22 protein-coding genes are annotated in these 23078 nt (G+C 35.9%); 11 read left to right on the forward strand and 11 right to left on the reverse strand.

All coding sequences use genetic code 11. The features are described from left to right. Positions 1–118: 118 nt before the first annotated feature. Positions 119–2482 carry a penicillin-binding protein 1C gene (pbpC, locus tag ACJJVJ_RS10795; protein WP_405370233.1) on the forward strand — a complete coding sequence of 788 codons (2364 nt, stop codon included), beginning with the start codon at positions 119–121 and terminating at the stop codon, positions 2480–2482. An 18-nt stretch (positions 2483–2500) separates the two neighbouring features. On the opposite strand, the gene ACJJVJ_RS10800 is transcribed toward pbpC, so the two are convergent. Further along, positions 2501–2965, reverse strand: a complete 465-nt coding sequence (locus ACJJVJ_RS10800; protein WP_405370235.1) for a CYTH domain-containing protein — start codon at positions 2963–2965, stop codon at positions 2501–2503. A 414-nt stretch (positions 2966–3379) separates the two neighbouring features. After that, on the reverse strand, positions 3380–4045 hold the full coding sequence (locus tag ACJJVJ_RS10805; RefSeq protein ID WP_405370236.1) for an NAD-dependent epimerase/dehydratase family protein: 666 nt from the start codon (positions 4043–4045) through the stop codon (positions 3380–3382). 55 nt (positions 4046–4100) lie between these two features. On the opposite strand from ACJJVJ_RS10805, the gene dinB reads away from it, so the two are divergent. After that, positions 4101–5204 (forward strand): DNA polymerase IV, encoded by a 1104-nt coding sequence (gene dinB / locus ACJJVJ_RS10810; protein ID WP_405370238.1) that lies wholly within the window; start codon positions 4101–4103, stop codon positions 5202–5204. Between the two features lie 56 nt (positions 5205–5260). After that, on the forward strand, positions 5261–5764 hold the full coding sequence (locus ACJJVJ_RS10815; RefSeq protein WP_104514095.1) for a PAS domain-containing protein: 504 nt from the start codon (positions 5261–5263) through the stop codon (positions 5762–5764). 63 nt (positions 5765–5827) lie between these two features. Here ACJJVJ_RS10815 and pyk read toward each other — a convergent pair whose 3' ends face one another. The 5 genes from pyk to ACJJVJ_RS10840 form a co-directional block, all read right to left on the reverse strand. Then, positions 5828–7258: a pyruvate kinase gene (gene pyk / locus ACJJVJ_RS10820; RefSeq protein ID WP_104514094.1), complete on the reverse strand. Its 1431-nt coding sequence runs from the start codon at positions 7256–7258 to the stop codon at positions 5828–5830. Beyond that, a complete protein-coding gene (locus ACJJVJ_RS10825) occupies positions 7258–7746 on the reverse strand; it encodes an IPExxxVDY family protein (RefSeq protein WP_104514093.1) in 489 nt (162 codons plus the stop codon). The genes pyk and ACJJVJ_RS10825 overlap by 1 nt, the downstream gene beginning before the upstream one ends. A gap of 183 nt (positions 7747–7929) precedes the next feature. Beyond that, positions 7930–8664: a ribonuclease III gene (gene rnc, locus ACJJVJ_RS10830; protein WP_104514092.1), complete on the reverse strand. Its 735-nt coding sequence runs from the start codon at positions 8662–8664 to the stop codon at positions 7930–7932. A gap of 18 nt (positions 8665–8682) precedes the next feature. Beyond that, complete coding sequence (gene fabF / locus ACJJVJ_RS10835) at positions 8683–9930, reverse strand: beta-ketoacyl-ACP synthase II (RefSeq protein ID WP_104514091.1); 1248 nt, start codon at positions 9928–9930, stop codon at positions 8683–8685. A 10-nt stretch (positions 9931–9940) separates the two neighbouring features. Continuing rightward, complete coding sequence (locus tag ACJJVJ_RS10840; protein ID WP_015361896.1) at positions 9941–10177, reverse strand: acyl carrier protein; 237 nt, start codon at positions 10175–10177, stop codon at positions 9941–9943. Between the two features lie 154 nt (positions 10178–10331). On the opposite strand from ACJJVJ_RS10840, the gene purN reads away from it, so the two are divergent. The 6 genes from purN (at position 10332) to murI (ending at position 14884) form a co-directional block, all read left to right on the forward strand. Beyond that, positions 10332–10895: a phosphoribosylglycinamide formyltransferase gene (gene purN / locus ACJJVJ_RS10845; protein WP_104514090.1), complete on the forward strand. Its 564-nt coding sequence runs from the start codon at positions 10332–10334 to the stop codon at positions 10893–10895. Continuing rightward, complete coding sequence (gene rnhA / locus ACJJVJ_RS10850) at positions 10895–11371, forward strand: ribonuclease HI (RefSeq protein WP_405370241.1); 477 nt, start codon at positions 10895–10897, stop codon at positions 11369–11371. Before purN ends, rnhA begins: the two co-directional genes overlap by 1 nt. 178 nt (positions 11372–11549) lie before the next feature. Beyond that, on the forward strand, positions 11550–11780 hold the full coding sequence (locus ACJJVJ_RS10855; protein WP_104514086.1) for a FeoA family protein: 231 nt from the start codon (positions 11550–11552) through the stop codon (positions 11778–11780). After that, positions 11773–13893, forward strand: a complete 2121-nt coding sequence (gene feoB, locus ACJJVJ_RS10860; RefSeq protein WP_405370243.1) for a ferrous iron transport protein B — start codon at positions 11773–11775, stop codon at positions 13891–13893. Before ACJJVJ_RS10855 ends, feoB begins: the two co-directional genes overlap by 8 nt. Then, on the forward strand, positions 13893–14024 hold the full coding sequence (locus ACJJVJ_RS10865; RefSeq protein ID WP_104514084.1) for a FeoB-associated Cys-rich membrane protein: 132 nt from the start codon (positions 13893–13895) through the stop codon (positions 14022–14024). The genes feoB and ACJJVJ_RS10865 overlap by 1 nt, the downstream gene beginning before the upstream one ends. Before the next feature lie 74 nt (positions 14025–14098). Then, positions 14099–14884, forward strand: a complete 786-nt coding sequence (gene murI / locus ACJJVJ_RS10870; protein WP_405370245.1) for a glutamate racemase — start codon at positions 14099–14101, stop codon at positions 14882–14884. Here the strand turns inward: murI and ACJJVJ_RS10875 are convergent. From ACJJVJ_RS10875 to ACJJVJ_RS10890, 4 genes are read right to left on the reverse strand one after another with little or no spacing between them, the layout of a single operon-like run. Next, positions 14881–15615, reverse strand: coding sequence for a LytR/AlgR family response regulator transcription factor (locus tag ACJJVJ_RS10875; protein ID WP_405370246.1), 735 nt, complete (start codon positions 15613–15615; stop codon positions 14881–14883). The two genes, murI and ACJJVJ_RS10875, sit on opposite strands and share 4 nt — an antisense overlap. A 10-nt stretch (positions 15616–15625) precedes the next feature. Next, positions 15626–16057, reverse strand: coding sequence for a hypothetical protein (locus tag ACJJVJ_RS10880; protein ID WP_405370247.1), 432 nt, complete (start codon positions 16055–16057; stop codon positions 15626–15628). A 4-nt stretch (positions 16058–16061) separates the two neighbouring features. Then, a complete protein-coding gene (locus ACJJVJ_RS10885; RefSeq protein WP_405370249.1) occupies positions 16062–16691 on the reverse strand; it encodes a hypothetical protein in 630 nt (209 codons plus the stop codon). A gap of 3 nt (positions 16692–16694) precedes the next feature. Beyond that, positions 16695–19037, reverse strand: coding sequence for a histidine kinase (locus ACJJVJ_RS10890; protein WP_405370251.1), 2343 nt, complete (start codon positions 19035–19037; stop codon positions 16695–16697). Between the two features lie 200 nt (positions 19038–19237). On the opposite strand from ACJJVJ_RS10890, the gene ACJJVJ_RS10895 reads away from it, so the two are divergent. Further along, on the forward strand, positions 19238–20269 hold the full coding sequence (locus ACJJVJ_RS10895) for a hypothetical protein (protein ID WP_405370253.1): 1032 nt from the start codon (positions 19238–19240) through the stop codon (positions 20267–20269). A gap of 119 nt (positions 20270–20388) precedes the next feature. Continuing rightward, positions 20389–23007 carry a DNA mismatch repair protein MutS gene (gene mutS, locus ACJJVJ_RS10900; protein ID WP_405370255.1) on the forward strand — a complete coding sequence of 873 codons (2619 nt, stop codon included), beginning with the start codon at positions 20389–20391 and terminating at the stop codon, positions 23005–23007. The last annotated feature ends 71 nt before the right edge of the window (positions 23008–23078 follow it).

The following is a 23078-nucleotide window of genomic DNA, read 5'->3' on the forward strand; positions in this document are numbered from 1 at the left end:
CTTTTTGGTTACTTTTTGGAGCAATGCGAAAAAGTAACAGAAACTAGAAGTTGTCAATAAAGACAATTATTATTGCAATCAGCTGTTTTAAACAAACAAAACATCCTTAGAAATCACATTGAAAAAACACCTCTATAAACATAAAATCAAACTCAGTATACTGACGGTATTACTGGTTTGGTATGCATTGTGTTTACCAGATAAATTATTTGATGTTCCTTACTCTACGGTAATAGAAAGTAAAGACGGCAGGTTGCTAGACGCACACATCGCTAGAGATGAGCAGTGGCGATTTCCTGCGGTAGATAGCGTTCCTTATCGGTATAAACAAAGTCTTTTACAATATGAAGATGCGCACTTTTATGACCATCCAGGATTTAATCCAGTTTCTATAGCAAAAGCGATGGTCGATAACATATCGGCAGGTAAAGTAGTGCGTGGTGGTAGTACCATAACCCAACAGGTGATACGTTTATCGCGTAAACAAGAACGCAAATATTATGAGAAGTTTATCGAGCTTATCTGGGCAACTCGATTAGAATTGCGCCTTTCTAAAGAGGAGATTATAGAACTCTATGCATCTCATGCGCCTTATGGAGGTAATGTAATCGGTCTAGATATGGCTGCGTGGCGTTATTTTGGGAGAAAACCACACGAACTCAGTTGGGCAGAAAGTGCTACACTGGCAGTTTTACCCAACGCGCCAGGATTAGTCTACCCTGGTAAAAGAGAGAGCTTGCTCAAAGAAAAACGTGATCAGGTATTGCTCAAATTAAAAGAAGAAAATATCATTTCTGAAACGGATTATGAACTCGCTATTTCAGAAAATGTACCTATTCATGATTTTAGAGTACCACAACTTGCACCACATTTGTTGCAACGAGCTAATAAAGAATATGGAACTCAAAAATTGCGTACCAGCATAGATTATGAGATGCAAGAAACGGTAAATCGCATTGTAAGAAATCATCATAATATTTTAAAGCAAAATGGCGTGAATAACCTCGCTATGCTAGTTCTAGATGTACAAACACAAACTGTAGCGGCCTATGTGGGTAATGCGCCCACTACTCGTGAACACAGTAAAGATGTAGATATTATAACCGCGCCTCGATCTACCGGTAGTGTGTTAAAACCTTTTTTATATGCAGCCATGCTCGATGACGGCGAGTTGTTGCCACACAGTCTTGTGAAAGATACACCTACTATTATCGATGGGTTTTCTACAGAGAATTATGATAAGAGATATACTGGTGCTATACCAGCCTCTCAAGCATTATCACGTTCTTTAAATGTGCCTGCTGTACTCATGCTGCGAGAACATACTGTGCCTAGATTTTATAATAAACTGCAGCAATTAAAATTATCTCACTTAAATCGCGGCGCTGGTACTTATGGGTTAAGTCTTATTATAGGTGGTGGCGAGAGCAGTCTTTGGGACATGAGTCGTGCCTATTTGGGTATGGCCAAAACTCTAGAACTCTATACAGAAAACAGTAGCCAGTACGATCCTGAGATTATGAATCGATTGAGTTATTTAGATAGTGATTCCGCTTTCGCGAAAGCGGAACAAAAATCAACATCAGAGCAAATAAACTGGTCCTTAGAGCCATCTATCTATGGTGCAGGAAGCATTTACCACACTTTTGAAGCCATGAAAAAGGTAAATAGACCGCAAGGTGAAGAGATCTGGCACTTTTTTAATCCAGATAGAGAGATCGCATGGAAAACAGGAACGAGTTTTGGTAATCGTGATGCCTGGGCGATAGGTGTAACGCCCAAATATGTGATAGGTGTCTGGACAGGTAATGCAGACGGAGAAGGACGTGCCCAAATGACCGGAATAGACAGTGCTGCACCAGTACTGTTTGATCTGTTTAACAGATTGCCCACACAACAATGGTTTGCACCACCTTATGATGACATGATAGAGGTGCAAACTTGTGAGCAATCTGGTTATCTAGCAACGCCGTTATGTGAGTCGATCAATCAGTACATTCCGGCTGTAGGAGAAAAATTTGACTCATGTCCATATCACAAAACAGTACATCTAGACGCAACGAGAACCTATCAAGTAAATGCAGATTGTGAACCTGCATCACAAATTGTAACGCAACCTTGGTTCTCATTGCCGCCGGTTATGTCTTATTATTATGCTAGGTCTAACCCTAGCTATAGAACATTGCCAGATTACCGAGAGGATTGTATTCCTGCTAGTGAAGATGTCATGCGTTTCATAATGCCTAAACATAATACTACAATTACACTAACTAAAAATGTAGATGGCGAGCTGAATAGTGCCATTTTTGAAATTGCTCATAAAAAGAATGATGTTGAGGTATTCTGGTACATGGATAATGAGTTTTTAGGAGCTACTAAAAACTTTCATGAAATAGCTATAGAAGGAAAGAAAGGCAAGCGATTAATTACCGCAGTAGATGAAGATGGTAACGATACTAAGATTTATGTGGTGTTTGAATAGCCACATAATTATTCAAATCTACCACTCACAAAAAGGCTTCTCACTTATATAAGAATTATAATAACGCACATCTCCAGTCACTTCTTTATCGATCCATTCTGGTTTTGAGAAAGGTTCTGTTTCAGATTGTAGTTCGATTTCGGCTAGAGTGAGTCCGTTATTTTCTCCGTGAAAGATATCTATTTCCCAAACGTGTTTTTCTATAGCAATCTCATATCTGGTTTTATCAATCACGCCTGGCAAACATAGTTGCAGAAGTTCCTCAGCTTCTTGAGTAGTAATTTCTTTTTCCCATTCATAACGAGATAAACCACTGGCATTAGATTTCCCTTTTATAGTTAGAAAGGCTTTTTCTCCTTTTATTCTTACACGCACGGTACGTTCTTTATCTGTAGTAAGATAGCCTTGAGTAATGCGAGTTCCATTTAAGTCTTTTAAGAAGTCAGTGTTTTTAAGTAAGAATTTGCGTTCTATTTCGGTCATGATAGCAATATATGATTTGTAAGGATGGTTATCCCAAGAAATTTGGTTATTGATATTTTTAATAATGATAAATGGCTTACTTCAAATTTATCTGGGATTTGTTGATTTTAACGTAAAACAATTTTGATGTATTTCTAGAACTTTTTCAAATCCTTTGCGTTTACAGCAAAGTTGCTCATTTTTTTTCCTTTGATATAATGTTAAGGCTAGATCGCGAATAAAAATAGTTTTTAGTCAAATTCTAGCCTTGTTCAACCTTTCCGACCAAAGCTCGCTATCGCTTACTTTGCCCACCTTTCCTTCTCTAAGGAAAGGGGTTTTTAAATTTTCAAATATCCAGGCCAAGATGACTATCGACTAAAGTTTTAATCTTGCGAAAAACTAATCTTGCTCACTGCCTACTTAAAACTGTGACTAAAAACTGCGACTGACTACTGTTTTAAGTTCATCACTCTCTATTCTTACTTTATCATAACCATTTATGGCAACATAAATCATGGAGCTGGCAATCGTTTCTGGTTCTATAGTGCGGTATTTTTTAAGAAAACCGAAGAGTAATGGATCAATGAGTTTTTGGATTTTTTTCATAGCACTTTCAAATAGTCTTTTTTCATCTCGTTTACCGCCTATTAATGCAGGTTGTACAAAATAAGATTCTTGAAAACCCAGAGCTTCTATATCTCTTTCCATGTCACCTTTCCCACGATTATAGATAAACTTACTATCTGGACTTGCACCTAGTGCAGATATTGCTACGACTTTAGAAACACCATTTTTTAAAGCCACTTGTGCTACTTGTAGTGGTAAATCATGCTCTATACGGTAGTATTCTTCTTTATCTGGTGTTTTTGATTGCGTGGTGCCTGTGCATATAAATAGATGATCTCCTTTTAATTGCTCTTGATAAGTTTGGGGATCAAATAAATCTGCTATGTGATTTTCATGTTTGGGGTGGTTGTTGGTAATTTGCTTTCGCGAAAGCGTAATTATTCTATCATACTTCTCATCTTCTAAAAGCTGAGATACTAATGCAGTTCCGGTTAATCCTGTTGCTCCTATAATAATGCCTGTGTATCCCATGGTGAAGTATGTTAATGTTTAAGGTTATGTATTTTAAAGGTAGTAATTTTGATGCATGCACGAACTGGCAGATAGAAAAATTATTCATGTAGATATGGATGCGTTTTATGCATCTGTAGAGCAACATGATAATCCAGAATTGCGAGGTAAACCTATAGCTGTAGGTGGTGGTAGTGATCGCGGTGTTGTGGCCGCAGCTAGTTATGAAGCACGTAAATATGGTGTACGCAGTGCTATGCCTAGTGTTACTGCAAAAAGATTGTGCCCAGATCTTATTTTTGTAAAGCATAGATTTGATAGATACCTAGAGGTTTCTACACAAATACGAGAGGTTTTTCATGATTATACAGATCTAGTGGAGCCTCTATCTCTTGATGAAGCTTATCTAGATGTAACTGAGAATAAATACAACTTCCCGAGTGCTACTATTATCGCATACGAGATAAGAAGGCGTATTTATGAAGTTACAGGTATTACTGCTAGTGCAGGGATTTCCGTGAATAAATTTATTGCCAAAATAGCCAGCGATTACAACAAACCTAACGGACAGAAAACCATCGTTCCAGAAGAGATTATTCCTTTTCTAGAAGAGCTAGACATTCGTAAGTTTTACGGAATAGGAAAAGTGACGGCAGAGAAGATGTACCAGCATGGAATTTTTACTGGTAATGATCTTAAAAGAAAGTCTCTAGAGTTTCTTGTAGAACATTTTGGTAAAAGTGGTGGTCACTACTATAAAATAGTACGCGGTATACATAAAAGTCCAGTAAAGGCAAACAGAATAAGAAAGTCTCTAGGTGCCGAGCGTACTTTTTCTGAAAACATATCTAGTGAGGTTTTTATGAAAGAACGTCTTGTTCAAATAGCAGAGGAAATAGAAAAACGTATCGCAAAGTCTGATGTTGCCGGCAAAACGATTACTCTTAAAATTAAATACCGCGATTTTAAAACTCAAACTCGTAGTAAAACGATGCCTTACTATATAAGAGATAAAGAAACTATTTTAAGTACGGCAGTTGATCTATTAGAACAAGAAAGTTTTAGAGAGAGCGTTAGATTATTAGGTATTACACTTAGTAACCTCAATACCTCAAAGATAGAAGAAGAGGATGAAGATGAGAACGATATTGTTGAAGTACAATTGGGTTTTGGCTTTTAAAAGATAAACACTATATTGGGAGAAATTAAGATCTTAATTTATAGCTTTGTGACTTTATGAAACTTCAAAGTTCTCAATTTACCGTTTTACATAATGAGTTAAAAAGTACTCCATTACTATCGTGGAGTATTATTAAGAGGTTATTGTGGGATCTAGATATAGATGTACTCGAGGCTCTAGATAAAATAGGTGTGGAGCACAACTGGCACTTTAAATATTTTATAGATAGATTCAGTCATTTTAAAGATTATACTATTGTTTTAGTAGATACTCAATCTATTATAAAAGTAGCTTCTAAGAATATATTTGAACTTACAGGATATCAGTCTAAAGAATTAATTAATATTTCTTGTAGATCTCTTTATGGTAAAGACACTAGTGAAGATGTGATTTTCTTGATGGGTGTTGCTGTTGCTGAAGGTATTCCTTATCAAATAAGAATGATTAATTATAGAAAGGATAATACTCCTTATATGTCTGATAAATATGCTTTTCCGATTTATAATGGAGAAGATGAAGTTTCACATTATATAGTATTTCAACAAGAGTACGACGTGTAATTTAATATATTAAAAAAGCCTCATCTAACAGATGAGGCTTTTTATGTAACTATATACTTAGTTTTATTCAACTTCTGATACTCTTAAGGTATTCACCATTCCTTTATCTGTGACAGGCATTGCAGCAAGATTAATTAAGAAATCTCCTTTTTCTACATAGCCATTTTCTTTTGCAAATTTATTTACGTCTTCGATAGTCTCGTCTGTGCTAACAAAACGGTCATAGAAAAATGCTTTAACACCCCAAAGTAGACTTAACTGAGTAAGTATGCGATGGTTGCTAGTAAAGGTAAGTATGTGTGCATCTGGTCTCCAGGCGCTTATCTGGAATGCTGTGTAACCAGAGTTAGTCATGGTAGTAATAGCTTTTGCGTCTATTTCATCGGCCATTTTTGCAGCGTGATAACATACCGATTTAGTAATATATCTTTTAGTCTTAATATGTGGTGCGCTATATGGAACAGATATTAATTCACTGTCTTCAACAGCTCTACATATACTCGCCATTTTTTCAATCACTTGAACAGGATACTGACCTACAGATGTCTCTCCGGATAGCATTACAGCATCTGCTCCATCCATTACAGAGTTTGCAACATCATTCACCTCTGCTCTAGTAGGAGTAAGGCTAGTAATCATCGTTTCCATCATTTGTGTTGCGATAATTACAGGAATACGAGCTTTCTTAGCTTTAAGAACTAGTGTTTTTTGTATCAATGGTACTTCGTGTGCAGGAATTTCTACACCTAGATCACCACGAGCCACCATTAAACCGTCACAATAAGCGACGATTTTATCAATGTTTTCAACTGCTTCTGGCTTTTCTATTTTTGCAATAATAGGAATCTTCTCCTCTGAGTGCTCACTTATTAATTCTTGCAATTCCATTAAATCACGGCTGTGACGTACAAATGAAAGAGCCATCCAGTCTACTTGTAGTTCACAAGCAAAAATAGCATCTACTACATCCTTTTCTGTTAGAGCAGGAAGAGATATGTCAGTTTGAGGTAAATTAACACCTTTCTTAGATCTTAATGGACCACCTTGAATAACCTTAGTAACAACGTCTTTTACACCATCGGTAGAGATTACTTCAAACATGAGTTTACCGTCATCTAGTAATATGCGTTCTCCTGCTTTTACATCTCTAGGAAAGTGCTCGTAGTTCATATAAACACGCTCTGCAGTACCTTTAAAGGGCTCTCCGGTAGAAATAGTTATTTGATCACCTGGATGAACAACTACTTCTTCTTTCATAACACCTACACGCAATTTAGGGCCTTGTAGGTCACCTAAAATACCGGTAGCAAATCCATGCTCTTCATTAATATCGCGTATCATTTGCACGCGTTCTCTTACATCTTCATGGTCTGCATGTGAAAAGTTAATTCTAAACACATTTACACCAGCGATCATCATATCTAGTAATACTTGCTTTGAAGCAGTAGCAGGCCCTAGAGTTGCGACGATTTTAGTTTTTTTGTTTTTTGGCATTATTCAAATATTAAATAATCTTGTTGTTTTATTTTAAAAGTATCTACAGGATAGACACTAATAACTTGAGGTATTTCCCCAAGAGTATTTATTAGTTTTTTGAGCGGGAAAAAGTCTTCTTCTTTCTCAATTTTAAGTAAAAAGTCTACCGTCCCATATTCTTTGATCAGTACAGTTTTAACTTGCGTTGCATCTGTTTGATCAAATAAGCTTAACGATACCGATTCTTCATTTGAAATTCCCCAATATTTATTAGGTATCAAATAGAACGGTGCATTCTGTTCTTTGTCAAAATGTTTATACACCGGATAATTTGCGGTATAAGCTGGTTCTATAATATCTTGATCTACCGCAGTTCTTGCAAAATTAATTTGTAAAAACTTATTAAGTAAATAAGCCATTCTATAAGGCTCTATGGTAGAATGTATAGCAATTAATATGAAAGGCTCTTCTTCTAATTCCCAATCTGTTAATTTGTGAACCGCCATATATTTGATATTATTAACCTTGCTAATTTAAGAAGACCATATGCAATTTTACCGCCTATTCACTTTAATTAAACGTAAATAATTACGAAAACGATAGTAGTTATGGTGTTATTTTAAGTATTTGATATTATTCCGCTTTTGCGAAAGCGAGAAATGCAATTAAGATATGCTCAGATAGAGTCTCTAGAATTTATCTTGTAACGCAAAGAATGCTCTCTTACTTGCTTTTTCTTCCGCTTTTTTCTTAGATGTAGCTCTTGCCTTTGCAATTACTCGATTATCTATAGAAAGCTTAACTGAAAAATGTCTTACATCACTAGCACCGGTGTCTTCATAGGTGTCGTAGTCAAATTTCTTCTTATGCTTTTGACACCATTCTATAAATAAACTTTTATAAGAAATAACTTTACCGTCTAGCTTCTCAATATCTACGTAAGGTTCTATAACCTTTTTGAAAATAAATTCTTTACAAACTACATAACCGCGATCTAGATAAACCGCACCTACGAGTGCTTCAAATAAATTACCGTGAATATTTGCGCCAAAGTTGCGAGTAGGAACTTGTGTTTGTGCATGATCTATTAGATTAAAATCTCTACCCAATTCATTTAAATGTTCCCTACTTACGATTTTAGAACGCATTTTTGTGAGATAACCTTCGTCACCGCTAGGTACTTCATTGTAAATATATTCTGCTATGACCGCACCTAGAATAGCGTCTCCTAAAAATTCTAGACGTTCATAACTTTGCGCAAAACCTTTGTCTGTCTTTAATCCCATTGATTTATGGGTAAAAGCAGTTTCGTATAAAGAAATGTCATGGGCCTTGAGGCCTGTCATTTTCTTAATCGCACTAAATAATTTCTCGTTAGTATGAGCTTTACTTCGAGATTTAAATATTTTGCGTATTCTATTCATACGGATTAAAAGATCGGTTTAGATCTTTCTAAAGGCAATACAACAGTTATGTCCACCGAAACCGAAAGTGTTACTCAATGCAACGTTTACCTCTCTTTTTTCAGGTTTGTTCAATACCAGTCGTAATGATGGATCTATATTTTCATCTACAGTGGTATGATTTATCGTCGGTGGGATAATTCCCTCGTTGATAGCCATTACACTTGCAATTGATTCTATAGCACCAGCAGCACCTAGAAGGTGGCCTGTCATAGACTTAGTAGAATTGATACTTATGTTAGGAGCGTGATCACCAAATACGGCTTTTATGGCCTTTAACTCTGCAACGTCACCTAGAGGTGTAGATGTTCCATGAGTGTTAATGTGATCTACGTCTTCAGGATTAATACCTGCATTTTGTAGCGTGTTTTTCATTACAGCTATTACGCCACGTCCTTCTGGATCTGGAGCTGTAATGTGATATGCGTCACTAGAGAAACCACCACCTATAACTTCAGCATAGATTTTTGCTCCACGAGCTTTTGCATATTCATAGTCTTCTAGAACTAGAGCACCAGCGCCTTCTCCTAATACAAAACCATCTCTGGTCGCATCAAATGGACGACTTGCAGTCTCAGGGCTTTCATTGCGAGTTGATAATGCATGCATGGCGTTAAAACCGCCCATACCTGCTTGTGCAACTGCAGCTTCAGAGCCACCAGTTACTATAACGTCACAATGTCCTAGTCTAATATAATTAACAGCGTCGAGCATAGCATTTGCACTCGATGCGCATGCAGATACTGTAGTATAGTTAGGTCCCATAAAGCCATATTTTATAGAAATATGAGCGGGAGCTATATCTGCAATCATTTTTGGTATAAAGAAAGGATTAAATCGTGGCGTACCGTTACCGGCAGCAAATGACTTAACTTCTTCCTGAAATGTTTCTAGACCACCTATTCCAGCACCCCAGATAACACCGACTCTATACTTATCTATAGAGTCGATATCTAATCCAGAGTCGGCTATCGCTTCATCGCCTGCTACCAGTGCATACTGTGCAAATCGATCCATACGCCTAGCTTCCTTGCGGTCTATGAAATCAGTCACCGTAAAGTTCTTGATTTCACAAGCGAATTTTGTCTTGAAATGTTCTGTATCAAAGTATGTGATAGGAGCACAACCGCTCTTACCAGCTTTTAACGCCTCCCAATATTCTTCTAGGTTATTCCCTATAGGAGTAAGGGCACCCATTCCTGTAATGACAACTCGCTTTAATTCCATGTAATATAAATTACGCTTTTGCTTCTTCTATGTATGAAACAGCTTGACCTACTGTAGCTATGTTTTCAGCTTGGTCATCTGGGATCTGGATATCAAATTCTTTTTCGAATTCCATGATCAACTCAACTGTATCTAGTGAGTCTGCGCCTAAGTCGTTTGTGAAGCTTGCTTCTGTTACAACTTCGTTTTCGTCAACACCTAATTTGTCTACGATAATCGCTTTTACTCTTGATGCAATGTCTGACATAATAATCTAATTTTAATTTTAAATGAATCGCAAAAATAACAAACTTTGGGTTAATACCATGTTTTAGTCATTTGAGTTAACTTGCAATTTCATTTATTTTAATAATAATAACTAACTCATCACTGGCTTTGCAACAAGCCTGCCAAATAAATTTATGAAAAAAATAATAATCCTTGCTAGTGGTAATGGTACTAATGCTCAGTCTATTATGGATCATTTTAAAGAGGTGGATTCTGTTCAGGTTTCTTTAGTTTTGTCTAATAAACCTCAAGCATTTGTCTTAGAAAGAGCGAGTAAATTTGGTGTTCCTGCGATGAGTTTTAATAGATCTGCTTTCGCGAAAGCGGGAACAGTAGAAACTCTTTTAAAGGCAGAAATGCCTGATTTACTAGTGTTAGCAGGCTTTTTGTGGAAAATCCCAGAAAGTCTCGTAAAATTATTTCCAAATAAAATTATTAACATTCACCCTGCTTTATTACCTAATTACGGCGGTAAAGGCATGTATGGCATGAATGTACACCGTGCAATTATTGAAAATAAAGAGCAAGAAAGTGGGATAACCATCCATTATGTGAATGAAAATTATGACGAAGGCGCCATAATAAAGCAAGCAACTTGTCGTATTTCTCAAAACGATACTGCCGATGATCTTGCAGCAAAAATTCATAAGTTAGAACAAGAGCACTTTGCTAAGACTATAGAGGAATTACTTAAATAATGGATCAGGTACATATATATACAGATGGATCTTCTCGTGGTAATCCAGGACCAGGAGGTTATGGAATAGTGATGATAGCCGTAGGAAAGAATTTTAAAAAAGAATTTTCTCAAGGATATCGCAAGACCACTAACAATCGTATGGAACTTCTTGCTGTGATTGAGGCGCTAGAAAAGATAAAACCAGATCATAAAGTAGCTATCACTGTTTTTACAGACAGTCGTTATGTAAGTGATGCTATCAATAAAAACTGGATGGCAGGCTGGATAAAACGCAAATGGAAAAATGTGAAGAATCCAGACTTATGGAAACGTTTCTTAAAAGTCTACAATCGTACACAACCTAAAATGCAATGGGTAAAAGGGCATAATGACCACCCTATTAATGAACGTTGTGATGCGCTGGCGGTAAATGCTGCTTTGAATAAATCAAATCATTTAATAGATGAAGGGTTTGAGCAACAGAATAATAAATAGATCTTTAATTAGAGTATTTTAATTCTGTGAAAAATTTCTTAGGTGATTGTTACTTTTATTTCTTCCGCTTTCGCGAAAGCGATATGAAAGCAACCTTCCCACATCTTTAACAACATAAATTTTAACAAACCACTGCGTTAGCTTATTTTTGCTTATTCAAATTTATTCTAAATAAGAGTTGGGTATTACTATCGCACATTTAAAAAGAGGAGAGACGGCTATAATCAAACAGTTTGATGAAATAGACGTGCCGTTAAAATTATTAGAAATGGGATGCCTGCCAGGTAATCGTGTTACTATGATGCAGTCTGCACCTTTTAAAGACCCTATATATCTAGATATTAATGGTACTCATCTTGCGATAAGAAGAGAAACAGCGCTTAAAATTAGTGTAGAAATTCATGGGTAAGTCAATTAATGTATCGTTAATAGGTAATCCCAATACTGGGAAAACCTCTCTTTTTAATAGACTTACTGGTCTTAATCAACAGGTAGGAAACTATCCTGGTATAACGGTAGAAAAGAAAGAAGGAATCTGCAAACTAGATCGTGGTCTTAAAGCACATATTCTAGATCTTCCAGGGACGTATAGCCTTAATACCACATCTTTAGACGAGAGTATAGTTATAGAAACTTTACTTAATAAAAATTCTAAAGATTTTCCAGATGTCGCCGTAGTGGTGTCTGATATTGAAAACCTAAAACGTAATTTACTAGTCTTTACACAAATTAAAGATTTAGAAATCCCTACCATACTAGTCATTAACATGGCAGACCGTATGAAGCGTAAGGCGATTTCTCTAGATATCGAGCTCATGGAAGAAGAGCTTAATACTAAAGTGGTTCTAGTTAGTGCTCGTAAAAACGAAGGGATAAAAGATCTTAAAGATGCGATAGCAAGTTATAAACAACTCACCTCTCAACCTTGCGTAAACGCATCTGTAATAGATGTACCTTATTTTGATACACTAAAAAAAACATATCCTAACCAGCAGGTTTATAAACTGTGGTTAGTAATTACACAAGATGTCAACTTTGGTAAACTAGACCGTAATAGAGAACTAGACGACCTGAAACAACATAAATTTGATATTAAGTCCGAGGCCGACTTAAAGAAAATGCAACACAAAGAAACCGTGGTGCGTTATCAATTTATTAATGGTTTACTTAAAAAGGTACTTACCGTTGACGCGGCAAATGCTAAGGATATAAGAACAAGATTAGATCGCATTCTATTACATAAAGTGTGGGGTTACTTGATCTTTTTTGTAATTCTATTTGTGATTTTTCAGGCCATTTATGACTGGAGTACTTATCCTATGGACTGGATAGATGCAGCATTTGCTAGTATGAGCACTTGGGTTAATAACTTGCTTCCAGCAGGACCACTCACAGATTTACTGTCAGAAGGTATCATACCAGGTCTAGGTGGGATAGTCATATTTATACCGCAAATAGCCTTTTTATTTCTCTTTATAGCCATTCTAGAAGAAAGCGGTTATATGAGTCGTGTGGTCTTTCTTATGGATCATATCATGAAACGATTTGGCCTTAGTGGTAAAAGTGTGGTGCCGTTAGTCTCTGGAGTAGCTTGTGCGATACCAGCAGTAATGGCAACTAGAAACATAGAAGATTGGAAAGAGCGTTTAATAACTATACTAGTAGTGCCGTTTACAACCTGCTCTGCTAGATTACCAGTTTATTTAATTATCATATCTCTAGTAATTCCAGATCAACGCATACTGGGTGGTGCCTTTAATATGCAGGGACTTACACTTATGTTGCTGTATTTATTAGGTTTTGCTGCTTCTATATTTTCTGCATGGGTATTAAATAAAATACTACCTATTAAGCGCAAAACATTTTTTGTTATGGAAATGCCAGCTTATAAGCTACCTATGTTTAAAAACGTAGCTATAACGGTAATTGAGAAGACCAAAAGCTTTGTAGTAGGAGCAGGTAAGATAATCATGGCTATATCTGTTGTGCTATGGATTCTTGCTAGTTATGGTTTAGGAGAACAATTTAATAATGCAGAGGCTATTGTAAAGGAACAATATGCTGGACAGAACTTAAGTGATCAAGAAATGGATCAAAAGATCGCCTCTCATGAATTAGAGTACAGTTTTATAGGTTACATAGGTAAAGGAATAGAACCAGCCGTAAGACCACTAGGGTACGACTGGAAGATAGGAATAGCCATAGTAAGCTCGTTTGCAGCACGTGAGGTTTTTGTAGGTACACTAGCTACTATTTATAGTGTAGAAAGCGATGGAGAAGAAGAGCAAACGATTAAAAACCGCATGGCTGCAGAAACTAATCCTATTCTAGGTGGGCCTTTATTTAACTTTGCTAGTGGTATTTCTCTATTGCTATTTTATGCGTTTGCCATGCAATGTATGAGCACGCTAGCTATAGTAAAACGAGAAACCAATAGCTGGAAATGGCCAGCAATTCAATTTTTCTTCATGACTGCTGCGGCTTATTTTGCAGCTTTAGGAGCTTATCAATTTCTCAAGTAATGGAAATATTTCAAACTATATCTGTATTTGTAATAGCTGTTGTTGCTATTCTCTGGTTATTTAGAAAATCTATTTTCCCTAAAAGATTCAATTCGTCTAGTTGTGGTGATGGTGATTGTGGCTGCCATTAGATTTTGATGGTTCCGCTTTCGCGAAAGCGAGACTAAAATCAATTATCTAGACTAGAATTTTCTATTTTTACCATATGAATGATCGCCCGATAGGTTTTTTTGATTCTGGAGTAGGTGGCACGAGTGTGTGGAAAGAGGTGATAGAGTTATTACCACATGAGAATACCATATATCTTGCCGACTCTAAATATGCACCCTATGGACGCAAGTCAAAGCAACAAATCATTGAGCTTTGTATTAAAAACACAGAATATCTTTTAAGTCAAAATTGCAAACTGATAGCTATACCATGCAATACAGCTACTACTAATGCTATATCTTATTTAAGAGCAAATTACGACGTGCCTTTTATAGGTATAGAACCGGCTATAAAGCCTGCTGCACTTAAAAGTGATACTAAGAAAATAGGAATTCTAGCGACTAGAGGAACACTTTCCAGTGAGTTGTTCAATAAAACTCAAAAAGAATTTACACAAGATGTAAATACCATAGAAATAGTTGGGACTGGTATTGTAGAATTAATAGAAGCTGGTAAGACAGATAGTGAAGAGATGCAGGATCTCCTTATAAGTATTACAGAGCCGTTTATGATCTCAGGTATCGATTATCTAGTCCTAGGCTGTAGTCACTATCCGTATATAAAAGAAATGCTGCAAGAGCTGCTTCCTGCTCGTGTGCGTATTATAGACTCCGGTGCGGCGGTAGCAAGACAGACTTTAAATATATTAAAGTCTCAAAACTTAATTAACCGGAATACAGCGCCTGGTAAACACTTACTTTATTCTAATTTAAAGACAGATGTGCTAGATGCATTAACTCAAGAAATAGCAAATCGCGAGGTTCAATTACTGGACTTTTAAGAGAAGTACTCAAATAAAGCTAATTTTTTACTCGGGCTTACAGGTAGTTCTTTATCACCTAACATCACACTGCCACCTTTACCTTTTTTATAAGCTGTTACATGAGATACGTTAATCAAATGCGATTTATGAATGCGTGCAAAACCTTTATTAGATAACATATCATCAAAATGTTTTAAGGTCTTAGAGACTAGCTTCTTGTCGTTTTCTAAGAAGATATGAGTATAATTATCATCTGCAGTGCAATAGATAATATCCTTTATAGGCAATACCTCAAAACCTTCTTGGGTAGGGATAGTAATTTTATCAGTAAGCTGTGATGTGTTCTCTTCTTTAATACTCAAATCTACATTGACTTCATTTTCACGTTCTTTAATAGCGCTTACTATTTCAGTCGCTTTTATCAATTCATCTATGTCAATAGGTTTAGTCAGGTAATAAGCCGCCTGTTGATTAAGCGCATCTTTTGCATACTGATCATAAGCGGTTACAAAAACCGTCTCAAAAGTACGGTTAGGTAATTTATCAAGAAGATCAAACGCAGTTCCATAAGGCATTTCTACATCTAGAAAAACTAAGTCTACCTCTGTTTTTTCAAGTAAAGTAAACGCCTCTTCTACATTAGTGGCCTCATTAAGAACCTCTACTTGCGGACAATATTTTGAAATGTAATTTTTTAAAATGTCTCTAGAGATTTTCTCGTCTTCTACTATTATGGCGGTTAGTTTCATAGATTTTAGTTTACTTAGATGATTCAATTCTAGTTCTTAAAAAATCAAGATATTTTGGGTCGTCTTCAGAAAAAAGTTCTTCTCCTTCTAGAGCATAAGCACGTATTAATTCGTCGGCCGCCTGGTCTAAGAATTCCATTTCAAATAAGCATTGTCCTAATCTCAAGTGTAAAAAGGGATTTCCTATAGCATCGGGACAGTACATAGCATTGCTCAAATTATCTATTCCTGCCTCGTAATCTTTTCCGAGAAAGTTAGCGTCTCCTATGGCTGCCAAAACCCAGGTAGTAGCTTTCCATTCATTTTTAGGTTCAGGAATTAAATTAAAAGCATTCCAGTATTCTGTAAGTGCTTCATCATATTTCCCTTCCTCGGCTAGCGTATCTCCAGATTGGGATAAGCTTTTGATCTCTTCATGTATTTTGTCTTCTATCCCTTTCATGATTTTAATCTTCTTTTTTCCAGATGTTGAATTCAGTTCTAATGATATCGAGTATTTCACACATGTAAATTAACTCATCGACGTTTGGATATCTTTTTAGATATAGATCTGGATTTCCATAACTAAAGGTATTTGTGCCGTTATAAGTTTTTACTTGAACAATAAACGATTCTCCGTCCGTTGTACTCATTTTTGAGATAGGCGTCCAGTAAAATATTAAGATTTCACCTCTTCTTGAAGTGTCTATTTGTTTAACAACTTCTTTTCTTGATTCTAATTTCCATTCGATTCTTTCCATGTCAGGCAATTCAAGAGCGTAGCTTCTTATTAAATTTTCAAAGACAAATTCTTTATCATTCTTAGATTTCAAATCTCTTTTTTTAATTTTCAAGGTATCTTGTGGGCGGACTTTAGCAAAATGTTCAAAAAACTCTACTTTCCATTCGATGGAATCTTTGTAGATCCTAAAAACAGAAGTGTAGTTAGTTATTCCTTGATCTTGATAAACGCGTATTTCTCGATTATAAGAAAGAGAATCTGTAAGTTTCAAATCTGTATTGATTTGCTTGATGTTTTGCGCAAAGATTCCAGTAGGTGATAAAAAAACTAGTATGATAAAAATATTTTTCAGCATAATTTAATTTTTAAAATTCACAACAACGGTAGTCCCAACATCTGGACTCAATCCAGCATCGCTTACTTTTATATCAATCTCACAATCATGTAATTCATTCAATAAAGCGACACGGTTTTTGATATTACCCAATCCTTTAGAATCGCGCTTTTTTTGATGTTCGGTTTTAATAGCCTTAGACTGTTCTCTACCTATTCCATTATCGGTTATGGTGACTTTGATTCCTTTTTCTGCTTTCGCGAAAGCAACATTTAAATAGCCTTTTTCGTTTTTATAACGCAATCCATGCCACACGGCATTTTCAATTATAGGTTGCAACAACATAGGAGGCACTTGCAAATGAGCTTCTTTTATAGCAAGATCAATGTCTAGCTTAAAATCAAACTTATCTTTAAATCGCTCGTGCTCCAGTTTCAAGTACAACCCTAAAAGATCTATTTCTTTTTCTAGCGGTATAAAATCTAACTCGCTATTTTCAAGAACGCTACGCATCAATTTAGAGAAATCTGCTAGGTATTTGTTTGCAGCACGCTCGTCGTTTTGAGCAATGTAGTTGTTCACAGAATTCAGTGCATTGAATATAAAATGCGGATTCATCTGACTGCGCAATGACTTTAAGGCTAGTAAGTGGTTGTTGATTTTTTGCTGCTTGTTATTGCGGTACATAAAATAAGCCAGGGTAAGTAATAGCAGGCTTAGAGCCACTAGAGAATAAATAATCCAGCGCTGTCGCTGGTTCATCTCTTGAGTCAGTTCTCGCTCTGTGTTGATCAATGCTATTTTATTCTCAGTTAGCTCGCGATCTTTTTCTAAGGTTAGAATTCTAGTCTGTTTTGAAACCAGCTCTTTTGCTTTTCTAGCCGTTTCTTCCAGTTCATTTTCCTTTTCTAAATAAAGCGCATCTACGGTATTGATGTATAGTTCATTATAAGAGAGAGCTTTTTTAGTATTCCCAGCTTTTTTATTCAATTCATAAAGACTTTTTGCCGCGTCTTTCTTGATGGCAAGGTCATTATTAACTGTTGCTTCTTCTAGACTAGCTTCAAAAAAGGAAATTGCTTCACTAATTTTATTTTGAGATTTTAAAGCCTCAGCTATTTTAAGTTGTTCTTTTTGCTTGGTCAGTCCTAAATTAGTGTTTTCTGTCACAGGAGCAATTGAGGTAGTTTCTACTGGACTATCCATGGCTATTTCTTCTATGTCATATTCACTAGAGACACTTTCTGATTCGGCCATGGCTTTAGGGCTGTTTAAAAAACCTTCTTTATGGTCTGTTGTAATACTTTCTGGTTTTCCTTTTACCCTTTTTTTGTCAGCGGCTATTTCGTCTAGAAGTTGTATGTTGTTTTTACGCAGTGCTATTTCTTTGTCAAATTGTGCATTGCTATTGTAGAAATCTGCAGTTTGAGATTGTGTGACCACATTTGCCTTGGGGCTCTCTTTTTTAGATTCTTTAATAGCTGTGTTGTAATAGGACTCTGCGTCGTCCAGTTCACCTAGAGAATTATAAATACTAGCAATATTTGTGTTGATGCTAGTCATTTCGCTCTTTCTATTAGCTAGTGCAGCTATCGATAGCGCTTCCTTGTAGGTTTCTAGTGCTTTAGTCTCGTTGTTTGTTTTTGAATAAGCATCTGCCAGACCATTAAGTCTTGCTAGTTGATCTGTAGTAGTAAGAGCACCAGCTTTTTTATTAGGATTAATTTTATAGGCAGTAATAGCTTCTTGATAATTACCATTTAATCGCAGGGCGTCTGCTTTTTTAATTGTGATTTTAAACGATTTCTCTAGTGCTTCAGCTTGCGTATAATTATCTATAGCAAGATCGTACTGTTTATTAAACGTATAAAGATCACCTAGCTTTTCATAGGCAGCACTTTCTTGTGTTGTAGATAATGATTTAGGGTTGTTAGACAGTGCTGCGATAAGGAAATCGGCAGTTTTTTGAGCGTCTTTTTTCAAATAAAATTGTGCGCTATCCATGGCGATTTTATAAGACAGAGTACTTAGTTTTTGAGTGTCTTGTTCAGGATTTTGAACGCGTATTTCTATATCTTCATTAGATCTAATGCGGTAATAAACGGTTTCAAAATCAAGACCTCTTATCACTATTTCTTCTCCCATATTTGCAGGTAGTTTAAAATAGCCCATCCCATTTGTAGTGGCATAGCGGCCCATTTTACCTTCTACATTTGCTCCAGAAATAGGCGTTCCGTCTTCATTAAGAACACGTCCTTCTAGAGTCATCGTGGTTTCTAGATTCCTCGATGTTTTAAATCCAGTGTTTTGTGCCATCAGTGTTTGAAGGCTCAATAACACAATTAGTAAAGTAAATAGCTGTCTCATTATGGTGTAAACTTAGTCATTAAAAAATATATGCACCTCGTTAAAATGTTCGTTTTGGGCAGTATAGATGGTGTTTTTACCGCTTTCGCGAAAGCTGACTCACCAACTATCTATTTTCCCTCATTCAAACTGCGGTTTCCCTCATTCTAACTATATAAAGGTTTTTTATACTGATAGATTTGATTCAAAATCAAGTCAAAATGAAAAAGATCTTCACTACAGTTTTAATGCTTACTGCGTTAATAATCAGTGCTCAGCATATGGGTGATTTTCAAAATCAGGCAGAAGACCTGTCCATATCAAGAGCAAACATTGCGACCAGTATGGGAAATGGTGCTGTTTATAGAAAAGCCTATGCAGAAGCATACACACCATTGAGACCTACTAACGTGTTGAGTATTAATCTAAGATCGCTATATAATGTTGATGCAACAGATTATACGGCTGTGTTTAACATAATCCAAGTGGGTAAAACTGCCGAGGAGACGACGCAACTTATGAATGATAAAATTGAGTTGATTAAGAAAGAACTGACGCAAAAAGGTTTTCAAGGACAGTTTGCACTTGATATGATTTCCTTTGTACCGCAGTATGAAATAGAAGTGACTAAAAAACTATTTTCTAAAACCTACACAGAAGTTCCTGTAGGTTTTGAACTCCAGCAAAATTTATTAATCAGTTATAGAAAAGATACTGATTTTCAAAAAATCCTCACTGCCTGTGGTAAAGCTGAAGTTTATAACCTGGTTAAGGTGGATTATTACGTAAAGAATCTAGAGGCAGTTTATGAAGATTTACAAAATAAACTACTTGTTGAGGTGGCTAAGAAGAAAGCGTATTATGAGAAATTAGGTTTTGAAATGAAGAATTACAACGTCATGATGGCCGATAAAAAATACTACCATACACCTAAGGATTTTTATAAAAGCTACCTCGCTGCCGAAAATGTAAGTATGGAGTCCTTAAAGAATCAAAAGAGCGTGACTAAGGTGAGAAAACCTACTTCTTATTACTATGATCCTATACCGTATAATGGGTATGATATTGTTGTAAATGCTGCAATTACAAAACCAGTAATACAATTAGGTATGGATTTAAGTCTACAATACACTCTCAAACCTGTTGAAAAGAAACCAGATCCGAAACCTGCTCCTGTTAAAACACCGCATCCTAAGGTATATGTGGTAAGTCCTAATGGACCTATAGATATCAAACAATTACCTAATAATTAAATTATTTCTACTAAAGAACTTTTGTAAGAGTATAATGTACTGTTGAAAAAAGTTCTTTGGTTTAGGATTGATGACAGTGGCTAAATCGTACTTTTGACATTCATAAAAAAGTATCAAATTTGGCCACTAAATCAAAGAAGGTAACGCCTTTAATGCAGCAGTATAATAAGATCAAGACTAAATATCCTGATGCCTTATTGTTATTTAGAGTTGGAGATTTTTATGAAACCTTCGGTGAAGATGCTATCAAAACAGCACGCATTGTTAACATCGTACTCACTAGCCGTAATAATGGTGGCGACCAGATAGAGTTAGCTGGTTTTCCACATCACTCGTTAAATACTTATTTGCCTAAACTGGTAAAAGCAGGTGAACGCGTTGCTATTTGTGATCAACTAGAAGACCCTAAACAGACTAAAAGTATTGTAAAACGTGGGGTTACAGAGTTAATTACTCCTGGAGTATCACTTAATGATGAGGTTCTTAGCTCAAAAACAAATAACTTTCTCGCGGCTCTTTCGGTAAGTAAGAACTTATATGGAGTAGCCTTTCTAGATATTTCTACAGGAGAATTTCTTGTGTCTCAAGGCTCTAAAGAAGAAGTGGATAAGTTATTGCAAAATTTTAACCCTAGCGAGCTTTTAGTCACTCGTAATGATAAAAAAGAACTAGCAATAGAGTTTCCATATGATTTACCATTCTTCCACTTAGACGACTGGGTTTTTCAAATAGATTTTGCAAAAGAATCTTTGCTTAAACATTTTAAGGTAAATTCTTTGAAAGGTTTTGGAGTAGAGAAATTAGATCAAGCATTAATATCTGCTGGGTCTATACTGCATTATCTAGAAGAGACACAACATGATAAACTAGACCATGTATCAAACATCTCTCGTATAGAAGACGACAATTTTGTGTGGATGGATCGTTTTACGGTTCGCAATCTAGAACTTTATACACCACTCAGTCAGGGCGCAGTTACTTTAATAGATATCATAGACCAGACTACAACAGCTATGGGTGGTCGCATGCTCAAAAGATGGATGGCTTTTCCATTAAAAGATGCTTCTCAAATTAAGAAACGTCATGAGGTCGTAGAGTTTTTTACTAAATCACAAGAGCAACAAGAAGAGATTAAATCATATCTAAAACGCATGAGCGATTTAGAACGATTGATTTCTAAAGTTGCTGTTGGTAAGATTTGTCCAAGAGAAATAGTGCAACTCAAAAACAGTTTAGAAGCTATAATACCAGTAAAAGAAAAGGCGATTAGCTCAAATAATAAAGCTCTTAATATCATAGGAGAGAGTTTAAACCCTTGTGTACATTTAATAGATTTATTTAAGCAAGCTATTGATGAGCAGGCTCCTGTAAATATTTTAAAAGGTAATACGATTGCTCAAGGTTATCATGCAGAGTTAGATGAGTTGCGTGGTCTTGCAACTTCAGGAAAGGATTACCTTGATAATATGCTAGCCAGACATGCTGAAGAAACAGGAATTACAAGCCTTAAAATTTCTAGCAATAATGTTTTTGGATATTACATAGAAGTAAGAAACACACATAAAGATAAAGTACCAGAAGAATGGACTAGAAAACAGACACTGGTAAATGCAGAGCGTTACATTACTGAAGAACTTAAAGAATATGAGGGTAAAATATTAGGTGCCGAAGAACGCATCAATGCATTACAGCAAGAGCTTTTTGATAAAGTAGTAAGAGAGATACTTCCTTCTATAAAAACTATTCAAACGAACTCTCAATTAATTGGACAACTAGATTGTCTTATTTCTTTTGCATCTCATGCAGTTAAATCAAATTATGTGCGTCCAGAATTACTGGATAACGATGACTTGATTATAAAAAATGGTCGTCATCCTGTAATAGAAAAAATGCTCCCTGCAGATGAGCCATACATCCCTAACGATGTACAACTAGATAGGGATAGCCAACAAATAATCATGATTACTGGGCCTAACATGAGTGGTAAAAGTGCCATTTTAAGACAGACGGCATTAATTGTACTGCTTGCTCAAATAGGTAGCTTTGTTCCTGCCCAAGAGGTGAAAATGGGAATCGTTGACAAGATTTTTACAAGAGTAGGTGCAAGTGATAATATATCTCAAGGAGAATCTACTTTCATGACAGAGATGAATGAGAGTGCAAGCATCTTGAATAACATAAGCGAGAAGAGTCTTGTGTTGCTCGATGAGATAGGTCGTGGTACAAGTACATATGACGGTATATCTATAGCATGGGCTATTACAGAATATTTACATGAGCATCCTTCTAGTCCTAAAACACTTTTTGCAACACATTATCACGAGCTTAACGAGATGACCTCGCAATTTGAACGTATTAAAAACTTTAATGTTGAGGTAAAAGAGCTTAAGGATAAGGTATTATTTATGCGCAAACTAGTCGCTGGAGGTAGTCATCATAGTTTTGGTATCCATGTTGCAAAAATGGCGGGAATGCCCCAACAAGTGATTTCTAAAGCTAATAAAATCCTCAAAAGACTAGAAAAAACGCACAAACAAGAAGACTCTAAAGAGGCGATGAAGGATTTACAAGAAGAAGAAATGCAATTAAGCTTCTTTAATCTAGACGATCCTCTGCTAGAAAACATCAAACAAGAAATCCTTCAAGTGGACATAAACACCTTAACACCAGTAGAAGCACTCATGAAATTGAATGAGATAAAACGCATGCTTGTAAAAAAAGAGAAAGTAAATCAATAATTTTTCGTTTTTTTCTTTGTAGAATAAAGAAAGTTGTTAAATTTGCAACCGCTTTGAAAAGCAACTGAGTT

It is taken from the genome of Nonlabens sp. Asnod2-A12, from assembly GCF_045063745.1.
In the GTDB taxonomy this organism is placed as follows: Bacteria; Bacteroidota; Bacteroidia; order Flavobacteriales; family Flavobacteriaceae; genus Nonlabens; species Nonlabens xylanidelens.

What these genes read in the sequence shown, in the direction of transcription:
- ACJJVJ_RS10800 (WP_405370235.1), bottom strand. Translation starts at nt 2,965, where the DNA reads ATGACCGAAATAGAACGCAAATTCTTACTTAAAAACACTGACTTCTTA.
- ACJJVJ_RS10805 (WP_405370236.1), bottom strand. Translation starts at nt 4,045, where the DNA reads ATGGGATACACAGGCATTATTATAGGAGCAACAGGATTAACCGGAACT.
- dinB (WP_405370238.1), top strand. Translation starts at nt 4,101, where the DNA reads ATGCACGAACTGGCAGATAGAAAAATTATTCATGTAGATATGGATGCG.
- ACJJVJ_RS10815 (WP_104514095.1), top strand. Translation starts at nt 5,261, where the DNA reads ATGAAACTTCAAAGTTCTCAATTTACCGTTTTACATAATGAGTTAAAA.
- pyk (WP_104514094.1), bottom strand. Translation starts at nt 7,258, where the DNA reads ATGCCAAAAAACAAAAAAACTAAAATCGTCGCAACTCTAGGGCCTGCT.
- ACJJVJ_RS10825 (WP_104514093.1), bottom strand. Translation starts at nt 7,746, where the DNA reads ATGGCGGTTCACAAATTAACAGATTGGGAATTAGAAGAAGAGCCTTTC.
- rnc (WP_104514092.1), bottom strand. Translation starts at nt 8,664, where the DNA reads ATGAATAGAATACGCAAAATATTTAAATCTCGAAGTAAAGCTCATACT.
- fabF (WP_104514091.1), bottom strand. Translation starts at nt 9,930, where the DNA reads ATGGAATTAAAGCGAGTTGTCATTACAGGAATGGGTGCCCTTACTCCT.
- ACJJVJ_RS10840 (WP_015361896.1), bottom strand. Translation starts at nt 10,177, where the DNA reads ATGTCAGACATTGCATCAAGAGTAAAAGCGATTATCGTAGACAAATTA.
- purN (WP_104514090.1), top strand. Translation starts at nt 10,332, where the DNA reads ATGAAAAAAATAATAATCCTTGCTAGTGGTAATGGTACTAATGCTCAG.
- rnhA (WP_405370241.1), top strand. Translation starts at nt 10,895, where the DNA reads ATGGATCAGGTACATATATATACAGATGGATCTTCTCGTGGTAATCCA.
- feoB (WP_405370243.1), top strand. Translation starts at nt 11,773, where the DNA reads ATGGGTAAGTCAATTAATGTATCGTTAATAGGTAATCCCAATACTGGG.
- ACJJVJ_RS10865 (WP_104514084.1), top strand. Translation starts at nt 13,893, where the DNA reads ATGGAAATATTTCAAACTATATCTGTATTTGTAATAGCTGTTGTTGCT.
- murI (WP_405370245.1), top strand. Translation starts at nt 14,099, where the DNA reads ATGAATGATCGCCCGATAGGTTTTTTTGATTCTGGAGTAGGTGGCACG.
- ACJJVJ_RS10875 (WP_405370246.1), bottom strand. Translation starts at nt 15,615, where the DNA reads ATGAAACTAACCGCCATAATAGTAGAAGACGAGAAAATCTCTAGAGAC.
- ACJJVJ_RS10880 (WP_405370247.1), bottom strand. Translation starts at nt 16,057, where the DNA reads ATGAAAGGGATAGAAGACAAAATACATGAAGAGATCAAAAGCTTATCC.
- ACJJVJ_RS10885 (WP_405370249.1), bottom strand. Translation starts at nt 16,691, where the DNA reads ATGCTGAAAAATATTTTTATCATACTAGTTTTTTTATCACCTACTGGA.
- ACJJVJ_RS10890 (WP_405370251.1), bottom strand. Translation starts at nt 19,037, where the DNA reads ATGAGACAGCTATTTACTTTACTAATTGTGTTATTGAGCCTTCAAACA.
- ACJJVJ_RS10895 (WP_405370253.1), top strand. Translation starts at nt 19,238, where the DNA reads ATGAAAAAGATCTTCACTACAGTTTTAATGCTTACTGCGTTAATAATC.